The following is a 25,213-nucleotide window of genomic DNA, read 5'->3' as shown; positions in this document are numbered from 1 at the left end:
TGCGGCCATCGCGTTCTCTCTTCCTTCTCTGACTTGGTCGTCTTGAAGGATCGACGCGATGGCCGTCTCTCATCTACGCAACACGCCCATCACGGGCAAGTCGTACACCACTCCAGCGGACGCAACCGGCGGGGGGAGCGGGGTTGGCACCTCGAACGTCAGCCACGATCACGGCGGAACACACTTCAGCCATCCCCACTCCCGGCCCAACGGGCACGGCAACCTCAGCCTGCCGCCGTCACCGACAGACACCCCGGACACGATGTGCGAGTTCGGTGGGCATCGGCCCTCTTCGACGAGCGCGGAAGAGCGTGCGGTGATGCCCATAAAGGGCGCGCGGCGCCAGCCCTGCCGCAAGGGCTTTCGGCGGTTCAGTAGCCCCACCGGTGCCGGACGCGGGTTTCGCGTACCGGGATTTCGGGGTGGGGACTTCGGGTTCGTCGCCTACGCCGACACCGACACCGCCCAGGACGTCCTGGTCCGCGTTGTCGGTGGCGACACCGACCCGGGAGCCCAGACCGCCCCCCTCGCACGCGCCCGCGAGTTGTGGTGGCTCTCCCGCGCCGTACGGGCCAAGTACACCGCCATCTCCCGCGCCGTGCCGCTGCTGCTCGCCGGGTACGCCGGCGCCGCCACCACCGCAGCCCTGGCGATCTGGGCCCGGTGACCACGATGACCGCGACCACCACCCTCGTCGTGCAGGACCCCGTCGACGCCTACGAACTGTTCGCCCACGCCCGCACCGTGCTCAGGCTGCCCCTGGACGGCCGATGGCACCTGGTCGACCACGGCCGCGTCCACATGCTGCAAACCCTGCCCGGACAGGGCGCACCGGCCCTGGCCAGCGTGCACCTCCCCGTCGACGGCAGCCGGCACCCCGGCGAGCCCCACGCCGGCATCCCCGGCGGCTACGCCCTGCTCGCCTTCACCACCGACGGCGGCGACACCAACAGGACCCAGCGCCGGCACCGCGACCTCGCCGGCCAGGCTAGTGCGTGGCTGACCCACCGACGGCTTCGCTGGACCTGGTCACACGCCGACGGGCCCTTCACGACCAACCACGCCGATCTTGCGACCAGGGGCCAAATAGTTGATCTTTTTGGGGGTCTGCGCGGTCCCTGATCGCTGCCACGGTGGTTGACCGCTGTGAGTCGATCTCCTCTGAGCATCGGCGAGCTGGTCGAGCACTGGACCCTTGTCCCTGCTGAGCTGGACCTGGTTGCGTCCAAGCATGGCGAGATACGGCCGGGTTCGCGCTGTTGCGGAGGTTCTACGACCGGTACGGCCGCTTCCCGCGAGGTTGGGCAGATCTGCGCCCGGAGGCGATGGACTTCGCCTCTCGCCAGGTCAAGGCGGAGCCGGGTTACTTGGCGTTCTACGGAGACCAGGGCCAGCGGATCCATCACACCCCCAATCGGCTAGATCAACCCGACAACGCACCCAGAATCCAATCCACGGATTCAGGCTAAGGTCCGGTCCGGCAGCGGAACAGGGGCGCAGGACCTGCGGCAGGGTGGGGCGAGCGCCCCACCCTGCCGTTGAACTCAGCCGATCTGCAGGGTCACGTCGTCCAGCACGAAGCTGGTCTGCAGGTAGGCGTCCTCGGTGCCGGTGAAGGTCAGCGTGACCGTCTGGCCGGCGTACGCGCCGAGGTTGACGGTGCGCTGCGTGTAGCCCGTGGCAGCGTTCATGTTGGACAGCGACGCCACGGTGGTGCCGTTGGCCTTGATCGTGAACACGTCGTAGGCGAGCGCCCCGTACTCGTTCGTGTCGATGTGCAGCCAGTAGGTCAGTACCGCACTGGTGCAGCCCGACGGGATGGTGACGGTCTGGCTGATGGCCTCGGTCGCGGTGTAGCCGTTTCCGCCGAGCCACGCGTACCGGGTGCCGCTGCGCGGCACCTGCCCGATAGAGGTGCCGATCACGCCGGTGGAGCCGGTCCACGGCGAGGTGCCGCTTTCGAACCCGCCGTTGAGGATCAGCTGGGCGGCGGTGCAGCCGCCCGGCCCGCCGGTCACGGTCAGCGTGTACGTGGTGCTGTGCGACACCGAACCCGCGCCGGTGATGGTGATGGTGTAGGTGCCGCCGGCCACCGACGAGCCGACCGCGATGGTGGCGGTCGACGAGCTGCCGGAGGTGACCGACGACGGGCTGAACGAGACCGTTACGCCCGTGGGGGCGCCGCTGGCGGTCAGGGTAACCGTCTGGGCGCTGCCCGAGGTGGTGGCGGTGCCGACGGTGGTCGTGGTGCTGGACCCCGCGTTCACGGTGCCCGACGCGGGGCTGGCCGAGATCGAGAAGTCGTCGGTCGGGGTGGACGTGCCGACGGCCCGGTTCCACAGCGTGTAGGCGATGCCGTCGGCGGCCCGGTCCAGGCCGGTGGCGTTGATGTTGCTGGTGGTGTCGCACGACGAGTGGTAGCAGGAGTCGTACGCCTGACCGGCGGTGCCGCCCCACTTCGACGCCTGGGCCGAGGTCTTGGTGGCGCTGGCGCCCATGGCGTAGCCGGAGGTCGGGATGCCCGCGTTCTGGAACGAGTAGTCGTCGGAGCGACCCTGGCCCTCGACGTTCTCCTCCGGCTGCAGGCTGAGGCTGTCCCAGTACGCCTTCATCGGCTGCGACGCGGTCGAGCTGATGTTGTTGATGAAGTAGCCGCCGTTCTTCGACCCGATCATGTCGAAGTTGTAGTAGGCCTTGATCGCGGTCCGCTGGGTGCTGGTGAGGGAGTTGACGTAGAACTTCGAGCCGTTGAGGCCCTGCTCCTCGTCGGTCCACCAGCCGAAGCGGACCTTGTTCAGCATGGTCGGGTTCTGCGCGGCGAGCGCGAGGGCGACCTCGAGCAGCGCCGCCGAGCCGGAGCCGTTGTCGTTGATGCCGGGACCGGCCGAGACGCTGTCCAGGTGGGCGCCGAACATGTAGACGTTGCTGGCGTTGCCGCCGGGCCACTCGGCGATCAGGTTCGGGCCGGCGCCGCTGGTGCAGCCCGAGGTGCAGGGCTGCTCGGTGACGGTGAAGCCGGCGGTCTGCAGCTTGCCCTTGACGTACGCCACCGACTGCAGATAGCCCTGGCCGGTCGAGCGGCGGTTGCCGCCGTTGTTGGTGGCGATGGTGTTGAGCTGGGTCAGGTGCGCCTGCACGTTGGCGACGTCGATGTCCGGGGCGGTGCCGCCGGGGGTGCCGCCGTTGACCGTCAGCGTGTACTGCGCGGTGTGGGTGACCGAACCGGTGCCGGTCACGGTGATCGTGTACGTGCCGGCGGCGGCGCCGGATGTGGTCGCCACCGTCATGGTGGAGCTGCTGCCCGAGGTCACCGACGACGGGCTGAACGACACGGTGACCCCCGACGGGGCGCCCGAGGAGGTCAGCGACACGGTCTGCGCGCTGCCGGAGACGGTCGCGGTGTTGACCGTCGCGGTGACCGAGGAGCCCGCGTTGACGCTGCCCGAGGTGGGGCTGACCGAGACGGAGAAGTCGGTGCTGGAACCGGTGCAGGTCGGGTCGCCGGTCTGGGCCGGGACCGCGACCGCGTTCCACGCGTCCTTGGTCCGGTTGAACAGGACGCACGAGGAGTCCAGGTTCTTCGCGGCGGTCAGGGTCGCGGTGCGGTACTTCTTGTGGGTCATGCCGGAGGTCTTCAGCAGCATGCCGCCGTAGAAGATCTTTCCGGCGGACTGGATGCCCACGCCGGTGACCGACGACGGGCCGCCCGAGCAGATGGGGCTGTTCGGCTTGCCGCCGCCCGGCGCGCTGCCCTCGGCGAGCAGGTAGAACCAGTGGTTGAGCGGACCTGCGGCCGCGTGTACCTCCGTGTTCGGGATCGACGAGGAGTAGCAGTTCGGGTGGCCGCCGACCAGCGAGGGGTTGTACATGTTGCGGATCGGGCCGTCGCCGACGAGGTCGATCTCCTCACCGACCAGGTAGTCGGGTTCGTCGTAGGCGCTGGACTGGTTGGCGTATGCCTCGGTCAGGGCGCCGAAGATGTCGCCGGTGGCTTCGCCGAGGCCGGCTTCGGAGCTGGTGCCGCCGGGGGTGTTCTGGTCCATGCCGTGGCCGAACTCGTGGCCTACCACGTCCATCGAGGAGATCCAGTTGCCCGCCTGGTTCTTGCCGATGGTGATCGTCGAGCCGTCCCAGTAGGCGTTCTGCTCGTTCAGGCCCACCTTGATCGGCCAGCTGCCGCCGTTGCCGTTGTGGCCGTTGCGGCCCAGCCAGCCCGACAGCATGTCCCATTCCTTCTGCGCCGAGTACAGGGCGTCGACGCAGCCGGTCTCCTTGCTGGTGCCCACTCCGTTGCCCCAGCTGTCGTCCGGGCCGGAGAAGACGGTGTTGGTGCTGTAGTCCTGGCAGTTCAGGCCGGAGCGGGTGGTGTCGCGCAGGTAGTAGGTGCTGCCCGACTGCGACGTGGTGATCGACAGCGGACTGGGCCCGTTCCACTTGCCGGTGCCGGAGCCCGCCGCGGCGTCCTCCTGCTTGGCCAGCACCTGGCCGTTGCGCGCGTCCACGAAGACATGCAGGTGGCTGGGCGCCGAGGCGATGCGCCCGGCGACGACGACCTCCCACGCGAGTCGCGCGGTGCTGTCCTTGACGTGCACCACGAGGGTGCGCGACTCGACCCGGTCGACCTTGGTGAGCAGGCCCTTGGCGGTCTGCTCGGCGCGGTCGGCGGCGACCGTCGGCACGACGGAGACGTTGATCTTCGTCTTGGTGGCGGCCGAGATCGCCCGGATGGCGCCCCGGCCGTCGGCGAGTACGGCGGCGTCGCCGCCGACCACCGGCAGGCCCCGGTAGGTGCGCTCGTAGGCAATGGAGAACAGGCCGTCCACCCACGGGATCACCATGCGACGGTCGTACTGCTCGAAGGGGCCTTTCGCCAGCGCGTCGTGACCGCCGTCGGCAGCGCGGTCGGCTGCAGAGATCGCCAGCGACAGCGGGCTCTGCGCAACCGTGGGTGTAGGGGGCGGGGTGGCTGCGGTCGACTGGGTGGCCACCCCGGTCACGGTGCCCAGGGTAAGCGCAACCGCGACAGCGGCCGCCATGGCAGTTCTTCGATACATCGCAATCCTCCCGCCGAGATGGGTTGAGGGGTGTGGCAGCAGGGCCCGTGTTGATGGGATCTCCGGCAACCGGTGACAGCTCGGCTTTGGCGATGACACTAGGAACGGCGGAGGCTGGCCGAAATCAGGGCAACCCCTTGCTCTGGTGCGCGAAGGACCGTCGGGCGCACTATGATCCGGTGCCAGATTCTGCGACGGCAGTGAATGCGCATCAGGGGGCCACCGGCACCATGCTGCCGGTGGTACCGGGCGTCGTGCGCGGCGCCCGTCGGGTGGTGCTGTTCGGTCCGCCCGGGATCGGCAAGACCGCTGCGGCCGGTGTACTCGGGCAGCAGCTGGGCATGCCTGTCCTAAGGCTGGCTCCGAGCCCACAGGACGCCCAGGTCCCCTACACCGGGCTGCTCGAACTCGCACTGGCCCTCCAACCGCTGCCGGCCGCGCGGGAACTCGCGACCGGGATCGACAAGGCCGTCGGAGTGTCGGGCTCTGCCGATCCCGCCGGGACCGCTCTACGGCTGCGCCGGTTGACCGCCACCCTGCTGCTGGACACCCCGCCTCTGACACTGGTGGTGGACAACGCCCAGTGGCTGGATACGGCCAGCGCGGCCGTCTTGCGTTGGGCACTGCGCCTGGCTCCCGACCTTCCCGTCATAGCCGCAGAGCGGACCTGGCGCCAGGGGAGCGAAGGCCACTGGTGCGGCGAGGACCCCTGTGCGGTACGCATCCCGGCGCTGACACCCGATCAGGTCGCAACCCTGCTGTCGCCGTACCGGCTAACCCCCTACGAGGTCACGCAGACCCACATCCGCAGCGGAGGGAACCCGGCCCTAGCCCTCGCATTCGCCGGGGCCCGCAGCCGCGCCACCGACCTGCCGGCCGCTCAGGGTCTCGTAGACGACCTGGTCCTGCCGCCGGCCGCCCGCCGACTGGTGAACGAATGGCTGGGCACTGTGTCGGCCGAAGTTCAGGAACTGTTGACGGTCGCCGCACTCGACGACCGGCCCGACCGCGAACTGCTGAGCCGCCTCGCCGGCCCGCCCGCCGAAAACCTTCTCGCAGAGGCCGAGGCAGCCGGACTGATCAACATCGGGCAGGTCGACGGGAAGATCCGGTTCGCCGCCGCCGCGATCGGTGCCGAACTCGCGGCCCGACCGCCGGTCGCCACACGCAGGCTCCTGCACGCCCGCCTGGCCGAAGCCAGCCGCGACAGCATCCGCCGCGACCGTCACACCACGCTGGCGGCCGACACCAACGACCCGCAGTCGGCCGACTGCGCCGACCGCGCCGCCGCCCGCGCCCGGCTGCGCGGAGAACCCGCACTAGCGGCCGAGCTCTCCCTGCTCGCCGCCGAACGTACCCCGGAGACCGACGCCGACCTGCTCACCGAACGGGCGCTGACCGCCGTACGCGACGCCGCCCACAACGGCGACCTGCCCCGCGGCCAGGCCGCCGTCCGCCTCGTCCTGCACCACGACAGCAGCCCCGCCAACCGCGTCAACGCCCTCATCTCCCTGATCGACTCAGGCGGACAGCACCTGCACAACGGCGACAAGCTGTTCGCCGACGCACTTCACGAAGCGGCCGGACATCCGGACCTGACCGCGCAGATCCTCATCCGCCAGGCGATCTGGGCCAACGTCAACGGCGATCCCGACCGAGCGTGCGCCCAGGCTGCCCAGGCCGCCAGCCTCGCCCGGAGCGCTGGCGACACCGCCACCACCGCCATGGCCCTCACGATGCAGGCCCGCATCCAACGCATCCTCGGCCGCCCCCAAGCCGAGACCACGCTCGGCCACGCCCTGTCCCTGCCACGCAGCACTCACATCCCCGTCAACGCCAGGCCCGAACAGCTCTCCGCCCGGCACGCCATCTTCGACGACCGTCTGGACGAAGCCCGCAGCGCACTGCTGCCCCTGCTCGTCGAAGCCGAGCGGATCGGAGACGCCGAAGCCACCGTGGATGTCCTGCGCAGCCTCGCCGAAGTCGAGATCCGCGCCGGACGGTGCGGACTGGCCCTCGACTACGCCGGCCGCGCCCTGTCGCTTACCGACAGAGCCGCCTTGGACCCCGCACCAACGTGCTACACCTCCGCCCTGGTCGAGGGCACCGCCTCGTGCACCGACTCCGCCCTCGCTCACGCACGCCGCGGGGCGGACACCTCCCGCCGGGAGGACAACAAAGTCTTCCTCTCCCGAAACCTCTTCGTCCTCGGACATCTTCTCCTGGTCACCGGGCGTCCGAAAGAAGCCCTGGAGGCGCTGGAAGAGGTCCGTACGCTTGAGAAGCGCCAGCAGGTCCGCGACCCGTCCGTCCTGCGCTGGCACGCCGACCTCGCCCAAGCCCTCATCTCCCTCGGCTACCTCGACCAAGCCCGCAAACTGCTGACCGATACCCGTCGCACCGCGACTGATCTAGGTAGAAGCTGCGTCCTCCCCGTGCTCGACCGCTCCCAGGCACTCCTGGAAGCCACCCTGGGCAACTACGATGCGGCCGCCGACCTCCTCACCGCAGCAGCCGACCACCTCCGCCACCTGCCCATCGAACACGGTCGAACCCTTCTGGCCCTCAGCCACACCGAACGACGCGGACGCCGACGCGCCAGCGCCCGCACCGCGGCGCAGAGCGCCGCCGACCTCTTCAGCACGCACCAGGCACACCCCTGGATCGAAGCCGCCACCCGCACCCTCCACCAACTGGAGCCCGTCCCCGCGCACAGCAGTACGCTCCCCTGCCTCACCTCCGCCGAACAGCGCTGCGTCGAGCTCGCCGCCAGCGGAGCGACCAACCGCGACATCGCCACCGCCCTCACCATCAGTGTCAAAACAGTCGAAGCAAACCTCACCCGCGTCTACCGGAAGCTCGGCATCCACTCACGCGTCCAACTCGCGCACCTTGCAGCCCTGACGGCAGCGCCGGCAGAAGCCCTGCAGCCCGGCCTGGCGCATCAGCCTGGCAACGCGTTTGCGCCCACTTCCGACTCCGGTGCCCAGGCGTAACTCGGCGTGCGGCGTAAAGGAGCGGGTTGGGCGAGGATCGCACGTGCTTCCCCGGACAGCATCCTCGCTACGTCAAGTCGCAAAATGCCATGACGAGGATTTAGAATCGAGAAAGGTGACACAAAAAGCAACAGAGACGGCCGGTTTGCCAGCCGCCAGCAACGGAGCGCAGCAGCTATCCGACGCGACCAGCAAACAGAGGAAATGAACGGCGGAATCGCAGGCAGTCGGCCTACCGACACGCATAGATGACGGTCTTAGGAAACCGATGCTCTATCCCCTGAGCTACGAGGGCGCGAGTGCCCAGTCTAGCGGCCTGCCGGTTCACCCGGGGTGGCAGGGAGTGGCCCACGTTCACCCACGTCGTCGCCCTGGTCAGGGCCGACCGATGACCACACCCCGAGCACACGAACCCCGGCAGTGACCCCGCCCGTTGACCCGCCGTGGCATCCGGTGGCACCGGTTGCCCCGCAGTGGCATCCGCTCTCGAGCACACACCGCGCACATCATCGAAGGTCCGGAGTCGGGTCTGGGTCGCCCGCCGATAGACGTTGCTCGGCGCGGACAAGGACGTCTGCGCCGGGGTTGTTGAGGCGCTGGCTGGTTCTGGCGAAGATCGGTTACGGTAACGTCGCTTTGCGTCAATACAGCCGTCGTGTCCGCACCGGGTTGTAAAGGGACGGGCGTCATGATCGATCCGCAACGGGTAGACGATGCGAAGGGGTCTGCTGCACCGATAGGTGACATCTGAGTTGGCTTGCCGTGTTGGCGGGCTGGAAGGATGTCGCTGTGCCCAAGCCTTACCCCCGAAAGTTCCGCGACGACGTCGTGCGGGTTGCCCGTCACCGTGATGCCGGTGTGACGGTGGAGCAGGTCGCGAAGGACTTCGGGGTGCACCCGATGACGTTGTTCAAGTGGCTGCGCCAGGCCGACGTCGAGGCCGGAACGAGGCCCGGCACGACCAGCAGCGAGTCGGCCGAGCTGCGGGAGGCCCGCAAGCGGATCAAGCTCCTCGAACAGGAGAACGAGGTCCTGCGCCGGGCCGCGGCCTACCTGTCGCAGGCGAACCTGCCGGGAAAAGGCTCTACCCGCTCGTGAGCGAGCTGGCCGCCGACGGGATCCCCGTGGCGGTGACGTGCCGGGTACTGAAGATCGCTCGCCAGCCCTACTACCGGTGGCTGGCCCGACCCGTCACCGGCACCGATGAGGTGGCGGCGTACCGGGCCAACGCATTGTTCGACGCCCACCGTGACGATCCGGAGTTCGGCTACCGGTTCCTGGTCGACGAGGCCCGCGACGCGGGACAGCCGATGGCCGACCGCACCGCGTGGCGGATCTGCTCCGGCAACGGCTGGTGGAGCGCCTTCGGCAAGCGCAGGCGTCGCGGCAAGGGCGGCAAGCCAGGCCCGCCGGTGCACGACGACCTGGTCTGCCGGGACTTCACCGCCGACGGCCCGAACCGGCTGTGGCTGGCCGACATCACCGAGCACCACACCGGCGAGGGCAAGCTCTACCTGTGCGCGATCAAGGACGCCTGGTCCCACCGCATCGTCGGCTACTCCATCGACTCGCGGATGAAGTCCCGCCTGGCCGTCACCGCGCTGGACAACGCCGCCGCCCGGCGCGGTGACCTGGCCAGCTGCATCCTGCACACCGACCGCGGATCCCAAGGTGCCCTCAAAGGGCCCCATCACCACAGTGCCCCGACCGGGTAGCACAAAGGACTCTTCGACTGTCATCTGCCACCGTCGCCGCACCCAGCCAGTATGCGAAGTTCCATCCGCCCGCAGGCCGGCATCCGCCCACCGCGCGATCAGGTCGATGGACAGACCCGAGTCCAGGCCTATCCTGACCGCGTGCCGACCATTGAGCAGCTCGAAGGGGAAGTCTGGGCAGACCCAGGCTCGGGCGCGTCGTTCCTGGTCGCCCGTTGTCACGACCTACGGCGCAAGCCGCTGGCCGACTTCACGGTCGAAGACCTGCGCATCATGCTCGGCCAGAACATCGGCGTGCCAGCCCTACTGTCCCGCGCCGTAGAAGTCCTTCTCCAAGACCCCCTGGCCGAGGGCGACCACTACCCTGGCGACCTGCTCACCAGCGTGCTGCGGCTACCCGACTCGGCATGGTCGGCCCTACAAGCCGAACGACGGCGCCTTACCGCCGTACTGGCCGACCTCGTCGCCAAGCCGACGCCATCCGACAAGGGCAAACCGCACCGGGATCCACTCGAACACCTCCGCCACGACATCATGGCGTTCCTCGAAGCGTGACCGGGCCTGCCAGGTCGGTGCCCAGCTGTGCTGGCGCAGGTCACCCAGCGGGCCCCGCAACGCTAGAAGCCGAACGGCACTCCGCTGGGTTGAGTCACGAGATGCCAGGACGACGAGTTAGAATCCGCAAATCTGGCGTAAGATAAGCAACAGAGACGGCCGTTTTGCCAGCCGCCAACAATGGAGCGCAGCAGCTATCCAACGCGACCAGCAAACAGAGGAAATAAACGGCTGAATCGCAGGCAGTCGGCCCGCCGTCCTGCATAGATGACGGTCTTAGGAAACCGATGCTCTATCCCCTGAGCTACGAGGGCGCGAGTGCCCAGTCTAGCGGCCTGCTTGTTCACCCGGGTGGCAGGGAGTGGCCCGCGTTCACCCACGTCGTCGCCCTGGTCAGGGCCGACCGACGACCACACCCCGAGCACACCGACCCCGGCAGCGACCCGGCCCGTTGACCCGCAGTGGCATCCGGTGGCGCCGGTTGGCCCACGGTGGCATCCGCTCTCGAGCACACATCGCGCACATCATCGAAGGCGCCCGCTGCCGCTTCTGTCACCGCATTGCCCGAGCTTGGGGGCGTTCGTGCGCCCACCGCGGTGGTCGCGGTCCGGTCCGGCACCCTGCTGGCAGCAGTGCCCAGCCGAGGCGTGGACAAGGTCGGCAACCGGTTCGATACCGAGGACACCCGTGGCAGCCGCCGGAAACAGTCAGGCTTTGGGCGTCGACCCGAGACCACGACCTCTATCGCGGACGAGTCGCGATCGCTGGCCGGTCCTCGACGCACGCACACGCCGATGAGCGGGTGTCCACGAGCTTGTTGGAGTGTCATGATCGGCGACGATGAGTAGTGTTCATGATTCCCGCGTCCTTCTCGGTGACGCTCGTCAGCACCACCTGGCGCGGGTGAACGACGTACTTCGTCGCCCCGGCTTGTACAGCAGGGACGAGATGGCCGAACGGCTTCTGCTGGAATCGATGGCGGCCGTCGATGGAAGCCTGAAGCGATGGTGGACGGAGTGTGACGGACTACGCGCACGAGACGCCTTCACCGCGACCGGCGTCATGGGCGCCTACCGCAGGATCCTGCCAGCCGATGCCTTGCGTGATGCCACTACCTCTGTCTACGCCGAGATCGCCCACCGCCTTGGCTGGCTCGAACTGGATCGGGCCTTGCCGGAGACGGAGTTCCAACAGTTGAGCACCGACATCAGCGGATGGGTGACGCAGGACCGGGCACTGTCCGAGGTCTTCGAGACGTTCGGAGCCCCATCGCTGCGGATCGGGGGAACCAACTCCTTCTACCCCAAGACGCTTGCCTACACCACGGCCGAGCCCGACCACGACCTGATCTGCTTCCACCTGTGGAACGCCTTCGCGAACACCGAACCCGGCACGGAGCTACAGGGCGTACACACCGAGCCGGTGGTTCTCGCCGTGCGGCACCGGCCAGACAGGTTCACCGCCTCGTTCTCGTTCACACCGGAAGGCCTGCGCCGCAGGCCGACGAGTGACCAGGGCAGCCCGCTCCGGTCGACTGTCTGGATCTTCCACGGCGACCATGCTCGATACGCCTCCGGCGTGTTCGACACCCTGGACGCCGGACTCGCCTGGGCCGCCGAGCGTAAGGTGACCGGGATCCTGGCCGAGTACGCGTGCGGAGGCGCCTACGACGTCGCCGTCAGCGAAGGCCGCTTCACACCGTCGAAGACGCACCACGGCACCGCGGACCATGTCGCCGCCTTCGGTCCCGGGTTACGCCACATCCACCTGACCGGCGGCCTGCGCGACTGACGGACATCCACTGATGCCGACCCAGGACTACCAGTCGAGGGGTTGTCGCTGGAAGAAGAGTCCTCCAGTGGGGCCTTCTGTGGGTAGCGTGGCAAGCCATACGAAGGTATCTGCGGCTTCATCCGGCGTGCACTCGGCCTTTCCGTACGCCAAACGGGTGTCAACCTTTCCTGGTGAAGCGGCGTTCACCAGGATGCCGTCGTCCTTGAGTTCAGCCGCAAGAATGCAGGTCAGGGCGTTCACTCCCACCTTGGACACGCGGTAGGCGTCGCTCCCTGGTCCCATCTTGCCAAAGGTGCTCTGTTCCTACGGAGCGCCCAACTGCGAACACGCCACCGACTCGCAGCGATCCGTGCCGCTTCGGTTGGCTGGGGGAAAACCACCGGGCGGAGCCGGGTGGTTGCCGGCTTATGACCGCGGACGGGGTTGCCTAACGTCGATCTTGTGATCGAACTACGGGAGTTGACCAAGAGCTATGGGGGCCGGGCCGCCGTGGATGGGCTGAGCGTCCGGGTCCGGCCGGGGGTGGTGACCGGTTTCCTGGGCCCGAACGGGTCCGGCAAGTCGACGACGATGCGGATGATCCTGGGTCTGGATGCTCCGGACCACGGCGAGGCATTGGTCGGCGGTGTCCGGTACGCAGACCTGAACTGGCCGTTGAGGACCGTCGGCGCGCTCCTCGACGCCGGCGCGTTCCACCCCGGTCGCAGCGGCCATGCGCACCTGGCCGCACTGGCCGCGAGCAACGATATCCCCCGCTCCCGGGTCGAACAGGTGTTGCGCGTCGTAGGCCTGTCCGACGCGGCGAAGCGGCGCGCCGGCACGTACTCGCTCGGAATGCGTCAGCGGCTCGGCGTCGCGGTGGCGCTGCTCGGTGACCCGGAGGTCCTGCTGCTCGACGAGCCGGTCAACGGGCTGGACCCGGAGGGCATTCGCTGGATCCGGGGCCTGTTGCGTGCGCTGGCCGCCGAGGGCCGGACGGTCTTCGTCTCCAGCCATCTGATCACCGAGATGGCACTGACCGCGGATCGGCTCGTGGTCATCGGCCAGGGGCGGCTGCTGGCCGAGACCACCGTCGCGGAGCTCGCGGCCGGCCACGACACCCTCGAGGATGCGTTCTTCCGACTCACGTCGCAGACCACCGACTACCGCGGAACGGAAGTGTCATGAACGGGTACGGATTCCGGCGGGTGGCACGCATGGAGTGGATCAAGCTGCGCAGCGTCCGGTCGGCGTGGTGGCTGACGACCGCGACGGTGGTCTCGATGGCGACGGCAGGGGCCGGGGTGGGACTCGGCTACCGGTCGCACACGCCGGTCGCCACTGCCGCCCAGATCCTCAACAACAGCCTCGGCGGGGCCATCTTGGCCCAACTTCTCCTCGGCGCGCTCGGCGTCCTGGTGGTGACCGGCGAGTACGGCACCGGGCAGATCCGCTCAACGTTCGCCGCCGTACCGCGGCGGGGGACCGTCCTGGCGGCGAAGGCCGCGGTGTGCGGTGGCGCCGCTCTCGCCGTCGGCCTGGTCGGGAGCCTCGCCGGCTATGTCGGCGGGCAGCTCGCGATCCGCGGCACCGTCATCCCGGCCGCCTCCCTCTCCGATCAGGTGATCCTGCGGGCGGTCCTGCTGACGGGCGGGTATCTGGCCGCGACGGCGCTGATCGGGGTGGGAGTCGGTGCGGTGGTGCGCCACTCGGGCGCCGCGATCGGCACGCTGTTCGGCCTGCTGTTCGTTCCGATGATCGCGGTCGGGCTGTTCGGTGAGGACGGCATCGCGGTCGGCCGCTTCGTGCCGCTGCTGATGCTGCTCAACTCGGTCGCGGTGACGTCGCCGATACCCGGGTTGTTCGCCGGGTGGATCAGCGTGCTGCTGATGTGCGGGTACGCGGCGGTGGCGATCCTGTGCGGTGGCGTTCTGCTCCGCCTTCGCGACGCATGACCGACGACAATGGGCCGATGACCGCGCTGCGCGCTCCGTTCACCACACCGGCCCTGCGCCAGGCGGCGTTCTGCGTGGTGGGTGTGTTCAGCGCGGCCGCGGTCCTGGTCGTACCGGCTCTCGTGCCCGGCCTGGGTGTCCTCTGTCTCTGGGCCACCGGCGCCATGTCTCGGGAGCCCGCTCCAACCGTCGCGCCGCCCTTTCTGGTGCTGTTCCCGCTCACTGTCGCGCTCCTGGTCGTGGTGGCCGCCCCGACCGGGCGCGCGATGGGAGCGGTACACCGCCGGCTCGCGTCCCGGCTGCTCGGCGTATACGTGGAAGCCCCACCACCCCGGGCCTCGAAGCGGCTCGGTGCGCTGGTCTCCGACGGGCCGGGCTGGCGAGCCGTCGGGTACGGCCTGCTCAAGGTACCCCTGGCCGTCCCCCAGGGCTACGGCGTGTTCTGTTACGTGTTCGGTCTGGTCAACCTCAGCTACCCGTTGTGGTGGCCGATGTTCCGCAACCACCCGCCCGGTACGCGCCTCGGGCCGGTGTGGGCGCTGACGCCGTTCGGCGCGATCGGCACGCGGACGTTCGCCGGCACGTTTCTCGTCGCCGCGGCCGGTCTCGCCATGCTCCTGGTCGCGCCCTGGGTGATGCGGGCCGGCACGACGGCGGACGTGGCTGCGATGCGGTGGCTGCTCGGCCCGCGCCGGCTCGCCGAGCGGGTACGGGAACTCCAGGCAAGCCGAGCTCAGGCCATCGACGACGCGGCCACGATGATGCGTCGGCTGGAGCGGGATCTGCACGACGGCGCGCAGGTCCGGCTGGCCACGCTGGCCATGAACCTCGGCATGGCGACCGAGAAGCTGGGTGTCGACGGTCCACCACCTGACCTCGCGCAGGCACGTGAACTGATCGCGCTCGCGCACCGAGGCGCGAAGGACGCCCTCGCCGACCTGCGCGACCTGGTGCGCGGGATCCACCCGCCGGTGCTCGACAACGGCCTCGGCGACGCGCTGACGACTCTCGCCACCGGCAGCGCCGTCCCGGTCGTGGTGACGGTCGAGCTGCCCGACCGCCCAGCACCCGCGATCGAGACCATCGCCTACTTCTGCGCCGCCGAACTGCTCGCGAACGCGGCCAAGCACAGCCGCGCGACCCGGGTCGGGCTCGGTGTTCTCGGATCCCGTCGACGCCTGATGCTGAGTGTCACCGACGACGGCAACGGCGGGGCGGACCCGGACGGCCCCGGCCTGGCCGGCCTTGCCCGCCGCATCGCGGTCGTGGACGGCGTGATGCGTGTGCTTAGCCCGGCCGGCGGTCCGACCCGCGTCGACATCGAGCTCCCCACACACGTCTGAGACGAGGCGACGGTATGCGGGTGGTGATCGCGGAGGACGCCGCGATGATGCGTGAAGGATTGGTCCGGCTGCTCACCGACCGCGGCTTCGACGTCTGCGCGGCGGTGGCCGACGCGGACACGCTGCGGTCGGCGGTCGCCGCCCTCGTGCCGGACGTGGCCGTCGTCGACATCCGGATGCCGCCGACGCACACCGACGAGGGTCTGCGGGCCGCGATCGACATCCGACGCGACCAGCCCGGCGTCGGTGTGCTGGTGTTCTCCCAGTACGTGGAGACCCGCTACGCGACCCGCCTGCTCGCCGACCGCCCCAGCGGCGTCGGGTACCTGCTCAAGGACCGCGTCGCCGACGTCGCCGACTTCGTGGACGCGCTGACCCGGGTGGCATCCGGCGGCACCGCGTTGGATCCCGAGGTGGTCGGCCACCTGATGCGGGCCGGGCGGGACACCGCCGGACTGACGGCACTGACTCCACGGGAGCGTGAGGTGCTATCGCTGATGGCCGAGGGCCGGTCCAACGCCGGAATCGCGGCGGCGCTCGTCATCACCGCCGGAGTGGTCGAGAAGCACGTGGCGAACATCTTCGCGAAACTCGGCCTGCCCCCCTCCGACGGCGACAACCGCCGGGTCCTGGCCGTCCTCCGCCATCTCGGCAGCTGACCGCACGTGGCCTGGAAGCCGCCGTCATGCGTACTCGCCGACTGGCAGCCGACGTGGCTGCCAGCCGGCGAGACCGCGCTCGCGTCAGGGAACGAAAGTGACGTCGCACAGTTGAGGGGACGGACCGTCCAGTAGGTGGCTGTCCCGGCCGCGTAGCCACCTGTCGAAGAAGGCCGTGACCAGGGTCTCCTCGGTGCGGACCGCTCGGCTCGGCTCGATGTCGCCGATCGCCTCGGTGACGAAGCTGTCTGGAAGGCCGAGCTGCCGGGCGATCTGCGGGAGCAGCGGCACGGTGTCCTTGTAGGAGTCCTCACTCTTCGCGCCGTCGAGCCGCAGGTCGACGTGCCAACCGCTGCTGTTGTCCCACAGCATCCGCCAGGACGGAATCTGGTGGTGGTCGGTGTCGGGGTCGCCCACGAACATGAAGGGCCGGTCCAAGCCGCGCCGCGCCACCGGCCACAACTGGAGGGGGTCCGGGATGATCGATGGCTCGATGCTGCCGCCCATGTCGATCGCGGCCCTGATTCGGGAGTCCTCGCTCATCGCCTGGAGGGCGGTCAGCCCGCCCGCCGACACGCCGAACATGCCCGTCCGGTCGAGATCCAGGGCGCCTGCGGCACCCCGGGGAAGCGGCCTGCCCTCCGCATCCGGGTTCGCACCCCGGTCGAGAGCCGCCAACTGGTCGAGCACGAAGCGGGTGTCCGCGACCCGCGTGTCGAACACCCTGGCCCCCAGTCGCTGGAACTCGTCGGGCTGCTGTGCCCGCGCGAACGCCTCCGGCAGCACGGAGCCGACGACACGGCCATCCGGGAACTGCACCTCTGACGCGTCGAAGGTGTGATCGATGGTCACCACCACGTACCCGCGGCTGGCGAGGTCCTGCACCAGCGTGGTGCCCCAGGTCCGCGGGTCCCCGGCACCCGGTGAGTACAGCACCACCGGGAACGGCCGCTGGCGCCGTGCCACCGGCGCGCCCCGGTGGCCGCTGGTCCGGGTGGCGGCGAAGTCCACCGAGCCCGCCGGTATGCCGTACAGGCTGGCCCCGACGCCGGCGGCACTACCGAAGTGGGCCGCCGCGCCGGGCAGCATGTGGGGTGCCCGCGGGAAGCGGTCCACGTCCGTGGCCGGATACCAGAGGCTGACCATCAGCTCGCGGTCGGCCGGGGTGCCCATCCAGGGGTCGGTGCGGGAGCGGTCGATCAGGTGCAGGTCGACCGTCCCCACCGGATAGGGCCCCGTCAGCGTCGGCAGTCTCAACCGAGCGGGCCCATCGGCTCGATGCTGCGCCTGCGGTGCGACGTTGCGGGAGGCAGACGACGGTACCGCGTACGTAACCGTCGTACAGCCGACAATTAACGAAGCGAACAGGGCTGTGCGGAATCTTCTTACCATGAACGACTCCTCAGGAAACCAGGGCTGCGCCTGCAGCTGCCCTTCATCGACCTCACGTTATGAGCGCAACGTAGATCGACAGAAGGCAGCTTCCACCCATTCTCGTACCGGGGATAACCCCCACAGCGAAGCGCCGGGAGCGAGGTGTTCGACTCGTGGAGGCGGCGACGAGGCTGCAAGGTATGACCTGAGAAGCAGGACGAGTCGAACCGGTCGAGGCATAGCCTGAGCAGGGCTTACGCCTCTTCTGCTGATCTTCGGCAAGCGATCACAGCATCGCGCTTTTGCGACCCGATAACGTGGAAACAGAATAGGAAATCGCAGGCCGTCAGCCTATGGAAAAAGACAGAGCGTCGTCTTCAGAAACCGATGCTCTATCCCCTGAGCTACGAGGGCGCGAGTGCCCAGTCTCGCGGCCTGCCGGTTCAGCCGGGGTGGCAGGGAGTGGCCCACGTTCATCCACGTCGACACCCTGGTCAGCGCCACCGACGACCACACCCCGAGCACACCGACCCCGGCAGCGACCCCGGCAGCGACCCCGCCCGTTGACCCACACTGGCACCCGGTGGCTCCGGTTGACCCACGGTGGCATCCGCTCTCGAGCACACACCGCGCACATCATCGAAGACGCTCCACTGCTGCTCTGTCGCTGTGCTGCCGGGCTGAGGTCGTTCGCGCCGGACTGCGGTGGTCGGCCCGTTCCGGCGCCCCGCTCGCAGCCGTGTCCGACCGGGTTTCCGAACAACGTCGGTGACGGGGTTCGGTGCCGATAACGCTCATGGCGGCCGGCCGGAACCAAGGCGTGTACTTGGTTGTGGTCAAGAATTGGCGTGAGGTCCTTGATCCAGATCATCGAGACGCGGAAATGGAGACCGGCGAGGTAGCTCTCGGGGGGTCCTGTCGTACCGGGGTGGCGACACCTCGCCATGCATTCAGCTTGCCGATCGGGCGCTCGACGGTGTTGCGCTCCTTGTACAGGTCCGCGTCGTGGCTGACGGGTCGGCCGCCCTGGCTGCCCCTTTTCTTCCGGTTCGTGGGGCCCGGCCTGCGATCTGTGTCAGCGAGCGATTCGCCGACCGAACGGTCGATGGCTACCGCACGGCGTTGGCCGCAGGTGCCGGTGGGAACAGTTGACGCAGCGTCGGGCCGATGGCCATGGCCAGCGTGCCGTCGTCACCGGAGTGCATGATCAGATTGATCACGCCTGTCGCGACATGCCCGGTACGGCTTTCGGCAGCCGCAGCAGCGACGTCGGGAAGCCTGAGATCGGCGAGTAGCTGCCGCACCAGGACACCTTCACCCCACAGCGCCTCTGCGGGGATGGGCAGGCGGCCCAGCCAGGACAGCAGGATCGCTGCCCTGGCGGTGGGTGAGGGCGTGGCGGCGGCGAGCCGTCGACGGACGTCGTCCACTTGCGCATCGGACAGTTCGCCACATTGCTGACCGGTGACGGCGACCAACACAGGATGCAGCACGTCAGGAACCCCACGCTCGGTCAGGCATCGCTTGCCCTCTTTCCCAGCCGGCCGGAACTGCGGACGGCCCTCGTGCAGGTTCAGCAGGTCGGCCAACGGCACCAGGAACGAGGTCAGCTGATTCGGTACTCCGTGCCCGGCCAGAAACAAGTGGAGTTCCGCAGGATCCGCCACGACGAGGTCGTCACGGAACCGCGACCGCTCCCAACTGACCGAGCCGTGGCCATGGAGGCTGGCGCTGGCGAGCACGTCGCCCGCGGCATCGCGGAGCACGATCGTCGGCCCACCCTGACAACGACAGATGTCACCGGTGAAGTGGCCCGTCGTGGTCAACCCGCGCGCCGCCTCGACAGACACAGCGTCCGGTAGCTCAGCCAGAACCGCACGACCGCAAAGAGCACCGCCGTCCTCACCACCCTCGACGACCTGCACGGCGCGTGTTCGGAACCAGACATCGTCAAGCCACTCGATCATGTGTACCTCCTACGCCGCCCCAACGATCCTCGCAGGCCCTACTCACGCTGACCGTCGACATCTGGGACGCAGCGGATCCGGTACCCCTTATCGGCTGTTGCTGCGCCGTTTGGCGACTGCCCACACTCCAGCGGCGACAGCGGCGACGAAGGGCAACAGGCAGCAGAGGGTGAGGATGGCGATGTGCCACGGCTTGAGTGCTCCCATCCGTCGCACGGTAAGCGATCACCGCCAACATAGTGAGTACTGTCGTCGCCTACCCGACAGGCGGGATGCGGGCGGCACACCACTCATCCGCCCGCATCCTCGCCTATCAGCCGATAATCGCCGCTATCAGCGACCCGCAGCCGCCCAAAACTGCCCCGACCCCGGCAAGAACCGCGGCGATCTCCGCCGCTCGGAACACATTCCGCCGACTACGGCTGGAACCGGAACGCTTTAGCTTCGTTACTTTCAGTGCCATCTGCGCCTTCCTCATTCAGGAGCAGGGGCAAGGGGCGGCACCCGCCCGGACCGGAGTGCCGTCCCAACCACCCCGCCAGGCTGCCTGCCTGGCGGGTCGCTTAACGGATCAGCACTCCCACCAGGAACAGGCACCGGGTGGGGACTGTAAAACGACCGACCCTGGCCGGGCCACGGTCGCGGGTCAATGAAGAAAGTAGCCGATGAGCGGATGTGTCCCCGGAAAGCCTCAAACGGTCAGGGCGACCCTGACGTGCTCGACCAGCGCCATGATGGTGGAGAGCCCCGCACCGAGGAACGCGGGCTGATCCAGTCCCGCGACGGCGAGGTCGTCGGGATCGCTTCGGCGACACCGTCCGGAGGCTGCCCGAGAGGCGCGGGCCCGGGCCCGGGCCCGGCCTGACCCACCTTGCCATGCGAGAAGCCCCGGCACACGTTTCGCGGTCGCCGCCGTACCCGGGCGCCTGGCCGCCCTGCGCCCGCTGCCCGACCGGGGGCAGCCCCCGCCGCCCAGCCTGCCAGGCGTGGGAGTCTTCACGATCGGGGCCGCAAACCGAACACCGGATCCCCGCATACCAAACACCGACCGGCCCGCAAATCGAAAGGCAACCGCCACGCAGATCGAAACCGCACCGGCTATCATGACGCATGCCCACACCACGCCTGATCCCACGCCGCGCCGCTGCGCAGGTCGACGCCGCCCTGGCCGACACCCGCGTCGTACTGATCAACGGAGCACGTCAGGCGGGCAAGAGCACGCTGGTCCGCATCGTCGCTGGCGATCGCCTCGCCGAGCGCCGAGATCTCGACCGGGCGCAGGACCGGGCTGCGGCGATCGCCGACCCCGTCGGCTTCGTGGACTCCTCCGAACTGCTGTTCATCGACGAGATCCAGCGCGCTCCGGAACTACTGCTGGCCATCAAGGCAGCCGTCGACGAGGATCCACGTCCCGGCCGCTACCTGCTCACCGGATCATCGCGGCTGTTCGGCATGGTGGCTGCCCCGGACGCGTTGCCCGGCCGGATGGAAACCATCGAGCTCTGGCCGTTCTCGCAGGGCGAACTCGATTCAGAGCCGGACGGCTTCGTCGACGCCATCTTCACCCTCGGCCCCGAACTGCGACACGAGTCGGACGTGACCCGCGCCGACTACGCGGCCAGAATCGTACGAGGCGGTCTGCCCGAGGCCACGACCCGCACCGATCCGCGCCGCCGCCAACGGTTCCTTGACGCCTACGTCCAAGCCCTCATCGACCGCGACGTACGGCAACTGTCCGACATCCAGCACAAGGGCGAGCTACGCAAGCTCGTCCGCCTCCTCGCCGCCAGGTCCGCGACCATCACCGCCGCCAACTCCCTCGAATCCGCACTCGGACTGAGCCGGCCGACGATCGCACGTTACCTCCAGGCACTGGAAGAGATCTTCCTGATCAAACGGATCCCCGGCTGGTCCCGCAACCTCGGCACCCGCACCACCGCCGCGCCCAAACTGATCTTTGTCGACTCGGCCATCGCCGCCAACGAGATCGCGACCGACGCCCGGGCGCTACTCCGGCCGGGAGCCCCGTTCGGACCGCTGCTCGAATCATTCGTCCTGTCCGAACTCTCCCGCCAGCTCACCTGGTCCGAACAGTTCGCCGACCTGTCCCACTACCGCGACCAGAGCAGGTACGAAGTCGACGCGGTACTCGAGAACAGATCCGGCCAGATCGTCGGAATCGAAGCCAAAGCAGCGGCAACCGTCGGACCCGACGACTTCCGCGGACTACGCCGACTCGCCGACCGCCTCGGCAACGACTTCATCGCCGGAATCGTCTTCTACACCGGAACCTCCACGCTGCCGTTCGGCGACAAACTCCGCGCTATGCCAGTCAGTGCCCTGTGGCAGGTTCCCGCCCCGACAGCAGGCTGAACCCACTCTCTGCAGGCCACCCGAAAGTGGTTCGGCAGCTACGCCTCGGACATCGGCTACGAGGTCCGCGACCTGTGCGTGACCGCCGGCGGGGACGTCGGCTTCTGCTCCTTCCTCTACCACGTCTCGGGCACGCTGACCTCCAGGCGCGAGGTCGACATGTGGGTGCGGGCCACCCCGGCTGCCGGCGGGTGGACGGCCGATGGCTGATCGTCCACGACCACGAGTCGGTGCCGTTCGACCCTGCCACCGGGCAGGCCCTGATCAGCCTCCGGCCGTGAACGGCGGGATCCACACCTGGGCGCCGTCGGCGTCGAGCCGGGAGAGGGCGGCGCGGACCTCGTCCGCGTCCAGATGGTCGAGTTCGTCGAGTCCGTCGAGAGCCTGCAGATATGCCTTGCGGGCCGAGTCCGGCCGGCCGGCCGCCCGGTGGGTCTCGGCCAGGTGTGTCAGGGCCACGGATTCGAAGTACCGATCTCCCAGGTTCTGATACAGGTCGATGGCTCGCCGGTAGCTGAGGATGGCCGAACCGAACTCGCCGACGTGCTGTTGGACGTACCCGAGGGTGTCCCACGCGTTGGCCTGTCCGGACCGGTCGCCGAGTTTCTCGGTGACTTCGATGGCTTCCCGGCAGGGGGCGATGGCGTCGTGGTGGCGGCCCAGCCGGGCGCGATGCCAGGCGACCGCGTTCAACGCGTGCCCGAGACCGAATCCGAGGCCGCTCGCCCGGCACAGGGTCACCGCCTGCTCACCGTGCCGGACGGCTTCCCGGTATCGGCCCTGTTGCTCCCGCAACGCGCCGAAGTAGTGATGGGTCTGGGCCTGCCCGCTCTGGTCGTTGTGCTGACGACACAGGGTGAGTGCCGCGCGCAGGTGGGCCTCGGCCTGGTCATGGTCGCGCAGCCGGAGGTGGGCACGCGCGAGGTGGATGTGGGCGGAACCCCGTGCGGGAACGTCGCCCGACCGCGTTGCGGTGTCGAGCGCGTGACGTTGAGCGGCCACCTGGTCGTGCCACATCCCCCGCCGGTACCGGAACGTCGCAGCGGCATCGGCCATCAGCCAGGCGAAGCGGTCGAAGCCGGCACGGGTGGCGTGGTCGGCCGCGGCGAGCAGGACACGGTGTTCGGCGGTGAACCAGCGCAATGCCTGCTCATGGTCCGCAGGTACCTCGACGGTGACCCCCGCGCCCGGCGCGCCGGCCGGAACCTGCTCGCGGGCGGGTTCCAGCAGCCGGTCGGCGGCCCGCGCCGAATGCAGGTAATGATCCAGCATTCGGCCGGTCGCGGCGTGGGGTGGTTCGTCGTGCGGCAACCCGCTGCTGTACTCGTGCAGGAGGGCGTGAAGCACGTACCGGCCCGATGCGGGCTCGCTCGCCAGATGCGCCCGGACCAGCTCAGCCAGCAGGGGCCAGACCTGTGGCGGCGGCAGCCCGGCCAGGCTGGCGGCCGCCGCGACGGAGAACTCCGCAGTGGGATGCAGGCCGAGAAGACGGAATAGGCGCGCCGCGGCCACACTCAGCGCCCGGTACGAGCAGAAGAACACCGAACGCACGTCGGTGCCGGCGTCCCCGATGGACAGCGCGTCGAGCCGGTCGCCACCGCGCAGCTCGGCGGCGAGCACGGCGAGCGGCAGGTTGGGTTGGGTGGCCGCCCGGGCAGCGGCGACAGCGAGGGCGAGCGGGAGGCGGGCGCAGCACCCGATGATCGTGGCGACGGCGTCGGATTCGGTGGCTGTACGGTCGCTGCCGACGCGTTGGGCGAGCAGGTCCCTCGCCTCGTCGAAGCTCAGCAGATCCAGTGGCACCCAGTGCGCTGCCTCGGCGGCGACGAGGCTGGTGAGCCTGTTCCGGCTCGTGATCAGGACCAGGCATCCGGGCGCGCCGGGAAGCAGCGGACGGACCTGGTCGGCCGCGCGGGCATCGTCCAGCAGGATCAGCATGCGCCGGCCGGTGAGCAGGGTACGGAAGAGTGCCGACCGAGTGACCAGGTCGGCCGGAATCCGCAACGGTGGCACTCCCAGCGCGGTCAGGAACCCGTGCAGGACCTCGCCGGCGGTCAGCGCCGCGCCGGCTGGGTCGAAGCCGCGCAGGTCGACGTAGAGCTGTCCGTCCGGGAACCGGTGCCGGACCCGGTGTGCCCAATGTACCGCCAGCGTGGTCTTGCCCACCCCGGCTGTTCCGGACAGGGCGGAGACGACCACGGCGGCACTGGCCGACACGGCTGCGTCGGCGAGCCCGTCGAGCTCAGCGAGCGCCGCCTCACGACCGACGAAGCCGCGCACGTCGAGGGGGAGCTGGGCCGGCGCGACGGCCGGTGGCGTCCCGTCGCGCGGGCCGGCTGCGGCGTCGACGGCCGGCGCTGCGCGTTGCGGTTCCCGGAGCACCTCCAGGTACACGTCGCGAAGCGCTTCGGCCGGCTCGACACCCAGCTCATCCCGCAGGGTCTTGGCGGTGTCGTGGTACACCGCGATGGCGTCCGCCCGCCGCCCCTCGGCGGCCAGCGCGGTCATCAACAGGCCGGTGATCCGCTCGCGCAGGGGGTGGGTGTCGCGCAGCGCCTGCAACTCCGGGATCAGGTGCCGTGCACGGCCCAGCCGCAGCTCGATCTCGGCCGTCTCCTCGAGCGCCGTCAGACGCAGTTCATCGAGCCGGTTGGCGTGCGACCGGACCACGGCGCCCGGCAGGCCGGCCAGTGGACGTCCGCGCCACAGCGCCAGCACCTCGCGGAAGCGGTCGGCCGCGCCACGCAGATCACCCCTGGACAGTCGGCCCCGGGCGTCGGCCACGCCGGTCATGAACCGGAGGACATCAACCCGCGCCTCGTCGACCTCGAGCCGGTAGCCCGCGCTGTCCGTGTGCAGACGACCGCCCGCATGGTCGCCGAGCAGCAGGCGCAGCTGTGAGACGACGGTCTGAATCTGCTTGCGGGCGGTCGACGGCGGGGCCTCGTCCCAGGTCAGGTCGACCAGCTCCGCAACGGTCACGGTCCGTCCCGCATTCAGCAGGAGGCCGGCCAGGACCAGTTGCGATCGGACACCGCCGAGGGGCACCTCGTGTCCTTCGACGCTGACGGCGAGCGGACCGAGCAGCCTGAAGTCCATGTATCGGCGACCATCCGTATCGAGCGCGGCAACGCCGTCACGATATCGAAATTACCGGATCTCGGTGATCCGCTGCGGGATACCGCATCAATACCGGACGGAGACCGGCTCGGTACCGAACCAGGGACGGGGCGTCTCAGCCTGGTAGGCGCATCAGACGCGGGCCGGTGCATCGGGCGGCGATGGCGGCAGCGTCCTTTCGAAAGGGATGGGAATGATAAAGGGCTCTACTGACGTTGTCGTGGGTGGGTTGAGCGTGCCGTAGCGGCGCACGCCGTTTACCGGCCTACGGTTCCGGTTGTCGAGATCGGAATCGGGGCATATCGGGAAACGGCGTGCGTGATGCAAGG

Annotated in this window: 17 protein-coding genes and 3 pseudogenes; 12 read left to right on the top strand and 8 right to left on the bottom strand. The window is 69.1% G+C overall.

Annotated elements, in window-relative coordinates:
• The first annotated feature begins 319 nt into the window (after positions 1-319).
• The gene (locus GSF22_RS10630; RefSeq protein ID WP_091113588.1) at positions 320-667 is read left to right on the top strand and encodes a hypothetical protein; all 348 of its coding nucleotides are present in this window, start codon (positions 320-322) and stop codon (positions 665-667) included.
• A 5-nt stretch (positions 668-672) separates the two neighbouring features.
• Positions 673-1,122, top strand: coding sequence for a hypothetical protein (locus tag GSF22_RS10625; protein WP_124778772.1), 450 nt, complete (start codon positions 673-675; stop codon positions 1,120-1,122).
• Between the two features lie 422 nt (positions 1,123-1,544).
• On the opposite strand, the gene GSF22_RS10620 is transcribed toward GSF22_RS10625, so the two are convergent.
• The gene (locus GSF22_RS10620; RefSeq protein ID WP_208813350.1) at positions 1,545-5,036 is read right to left on the bottom strand and encodes a M28 family peptidase; all 3,492 of its coding nucleotides are present in this window, start codon (positions 5,034-5,036) and stop codon (positions 1,545-1,547) included.
• A 71-nt stretch (positions 5,037-5,107) separates the two neighbouring features.
• Here GSF22_RS10620 and GSF22_RS10615 point away from each other — a divergent pair.
• Positions 5,108-7,939, top strand: a pseudogene (locus GSF22_RS10615) (LuxR C-terminal-related transcriptional regulator); the annotation flags it as partial.
• On the opposite strand, the gene GSF22_RS35980 reads toward GSF22_RS10615, so the two are convergent.
• Entirely contained in the window at positions 7,925-8,044 is a 120-nt protein-coding gene (locus tag GSF22_RS35980) for an IS3 family transposase (RefSeq protein WP_223201434.1), read from the bottom strand. The pseudogene GSF22_RS10615 and the gene GSF22_RS35980 sit on opposite strands and share 15 nt — an antisense overlap.
• Before the next feature lie 795 nt (positions 8,045-8,839).
• Between GSF22_RS35980 and GSF22_RS10610 the strand changes: the two genes are divergently transcribed.
• The 4 genes from GSF22_RS10610 to GSF22_RS10595 all read left to right on the top strand — a co-directional run bounded on the left by GSF22_RS10610 (position 8,840) and on the right by GSF22_RS10595 (position 12,111).
• Positions 8,840-9,148: a transposase gene (locus GSF22_RS10610; RefSeq protein WP_208813347.1), complete on the top strand. Its 309-nt coding sequence runs from the start codon at positions 8,840-8,842 to the stop codon at positions 9,146-9,148.
• A complete protein-coding gene (locus GSF22_RS10605) occupies positions 9,145-9,765 on the top strand; it encodes a DDE-type integrase/transposase/recombinase (protein ID WP_208813346.1) in 621 nt (206 codons plus the stop codon). Before GSF22_RS10610 ends, GSF22_RS10605 begins: the two co-directional genes overlap by 4 nt.
• Positions 9,766-9,906: 141 nt before the next feature.
• Positions 9,907-10,320, top strand: a complete 414-nt coding sequence (locus tag GSF22_RS10600) for a contact-dependent growth inhibition system immunity protein (RefSeq protein ID WP_307803899.1) — start codon at positions 9,907-9,909, stop codon at positions 10,318-10,320.
• A 948-nt stretch (positions 10,321-11,268) separates the two neighbouring features.
• Entirely contained in the window at positions 11,269-12,111 is an 843-nt protein-coding gene (locus GSF22_RS10595) for a DUF7710 domain-containing protein (protein ID WP_208813344.1), read from the top strand.
• Positions 12,112-12,138: 27 nt separating this feature from the next.
• Here GSF22_RS10595 and GSF22_RS10590 read toward each other — a convergent pair.
• A pseudogene (locus tag GSF22_RS10590) lies at positions 12,139-12,408 on the bottom strand (SDR family oxidoreductase); the annotation flags it as partial.
• Between the two features lie 147 nt (positions 12,409-12,555).
• Between GSF22_RS10590 and GSF22_RS10585 the strand changes: the two are divergent.
• From GSF22_RS10585 to GSF22_RS10570, 4 genes are read left to right on the top strand one after another with little or no spacing between them, the layout of a single operon-like run.
• Positions 12,556-13,281: an ABC transporter ATP-binding protein gene (locus GSF22_RS10585; protein WP_208813343.1), complete on the top strand. Its 726-nt coding sequence runs from the start codon at positions 12,556-12,558 to the stop codon at positions 13,279-13,281.
• Positions 13,278-14,048, top strand: a complete 771-nt coding sequence (locus GSF22_RS10580) for an ABC transporter permease subunit (protein WP_208813342.1) — start codon at positions 13,278-13,280, stop codon at positions 14,046-14,048. Before GSF22_RS10585 ends, GSF22_RS10580 begins: the two co-directional genes overlap by 4 nt.
• Positions 14,045-15,391 carry a sensor histidine kinase gene (locus GSF22_RS10575; RefSeq protein ID WP_244366982.1) on the top strand — a complete coding sequence of 449 codons (1,347 nt, stop codon included), beginning with the start codon at positions 14,045-14,047 and terminating at the stop codon, positions 15,389-15,391. Before GSF22_RS10580 ends, GSF22_RS10575 begins: the two co-directional genes overlap by 4 nt.
• Positions 15,392-15,405: 14 nt before the next feature.
• The gene (locus tag GSF22_RS10570; protein WP_208813341.1) at positions 15,406-16,050 is read left to right on the top strand and encodes a response regulator transcription factor; all 645 of its coding nucleotides are present in this window, start codon (positions 15,406-15,408) and stop codon (positions 16,048-16,050) included.
• Between the two features lie 84 nt (positions 16,051-16,134).
• Here the strand turns inward: GSF22_RS10570 and GSF22_RS10565 are convergent, their stop codons facing one another.
• From GSF22_RS10565 to GSF22_RS10555, 3 genes and pseudogenes are all read right to left on the bottom strand, one after another.
• On the bottom strand, positions 16,135-17,442 hold the full coding sequence (locus GSF22_RS10565) for an alpha/beta hydrolase family protein (RefSeq protein ID WP_244366980.1): 1,308 nt from the start codon (positions 17,440-17,442) through the stop codon (positions 16,135-16,137).
• Positions 17,443-18,274: 832 nt separating this feature from the next.
• Positions 18,275-18,477: pseudogene (locus tag GSF22_RS10560) on the bottom strand (hypothetical protein); the annotation flags it as partial.
• Positions 18,478-18,533: 56 nt separating this feature from the next.
• Entirely contained in the window at positions 18,534-19,391 is an 858-nt protein-coding gene (locus GSF22_RS10555) for a hypothetical protein (RefSeq protein ID WP_208813339.1), read from the bottom strand.
• Between the two features lie 1,110 nt (positions 19,392-20,501).
• Here GSF22_RS10555 and GSF22_RS10550 point away from each other — a divergent pair.
• Complete coding sequence (locus GSF22_RS10550; protein ID WP_208813338.1) at positions 20,502-21,764, top strand: ATP-binding protein; 1,263 nt, start codon at positions 20,502-20,504, stop codon at positions 21,762-21,764.
• Between the two features lie 264 nt (positions 21,765-22,028).
• On the opposite strand, the gene GSF22_RS10545 is transcribed toward GSF22_RS10550, so the two are convergent.
• Together GSF22_RS10545 and GSF22_RS10540 are read right to left on the bottom strand one after the other, a co-directional pair.
• The gene (locus tag GSF22_RS10545; RefSeq protein ID WP_208813337.1) at positions 22,029-24,746 is read right to left on the bottom strand and encodes an AfsR/SARP family transcriptional regulator; all 2,718 of its coding nucleotides are present in this window, start codon (positions 24,744-24,746) and stop codon (positions 22,029-22,031) included.
• Positions 24,747-25,016: 270 nt separating this feature from the next.
• A partial coding sequence (locus GSF22_RS10540) for a hypothetical protein (protein ID WP_208813336.1) occupies positions 25,017-25,213 on the bottom strand: 197 nt, incomplete at its 5' end.

Origin of the sequence: Micromonospora echinofusca, assembly GCF_017614955.1 — a bacterium.
GTDB lineage: Bacteria > Actinomycetota > Actinomycetes > Mycobacteriales > Micromonosporaceae > Micromonospora > Micromonospora echinofusca_A.
This window is presented reverse-complemented; position numbering and strand designations above follow the sequence as displayed.

What these genes read in the sequence shown, in the direction of transcription:
- GSF22_RS10630 (WP_091113588.1), top strand. Translation starts at nt 320, where the DNA reads ATGCCCATAAAGGGCGCGCGGCGCCAGCCCTGCCGCAAGGGCTTTCGG.
- GSF22_RS10625 (WP_124778772.1), top strand. Translation starts at nt 673, where the DNA reads ATGACCGCGACCACCACCCTCGTCGTGCAGGACCCCGTCGACGCCTAC.
- GSF22_RS10620 (WP_208813350.1), bottom strand. Translation starts at nt 5,036, where the DNA reads ATGGCGGCCGCTGTCGCGGTTGCGCTTACCCTGGGCACCGTGACCGGG.
- GSF22_RS10595 (WP_208813344.1), top strand. Translation starts at nt 11,269, where the DNA reads ATGGCCGAACGGCTTCTGCTGGAATCGATGGCGGCCGTCGATGGAAGC.
- GSF22_RS10580 (WP_208813342.1), top strand. Translation starts at nt 13,278, where the DNA reads ATGAACGGGTACGGATTCCGGCGGGTGGCACGCATGGAGTGGATCAAG.
- GSF22_RS10575 (WP_244366982.1), top strand. Translation starts at nt 14,045, where the DNA reads ATGACCGACGACAATGGGCCGATGACCGCGCTGCGCGCTCCGTTCACC.
- GSF22_RS10570 (WP_208813341.1), top strand. Translation starts at nt 15,406, where the DNA reads ATGCGGGTGGTGATCGCGGAGGACGCCGCGATGATGCGTGAAGGATTG.
- GSF22_RS10565 (WP_244366980.1), bottom strand. Translation starts at nt 17,442, where the DNA reads ATGGTAAGAAGATTCCGCACAGCCCTGTTCGCTTCGTTAATTGTCGGC.
- GSF22_RS10555 (WP_208813339.1), bottom strand. Translation starts at nt 19,391, where the DNA reads ATGATCGAGTGGCTTGACGATGTCTGGTTCCGAACACGCGCCGTGCAG.
- GSF22_RS10550 (WP_208813338.1), top strand. Translation starts at nt 20,502, where the DNA reads ATGCCCACACCACGCCTGATCCCACGCCGCGCCGCTGCGCAGGTCGAC.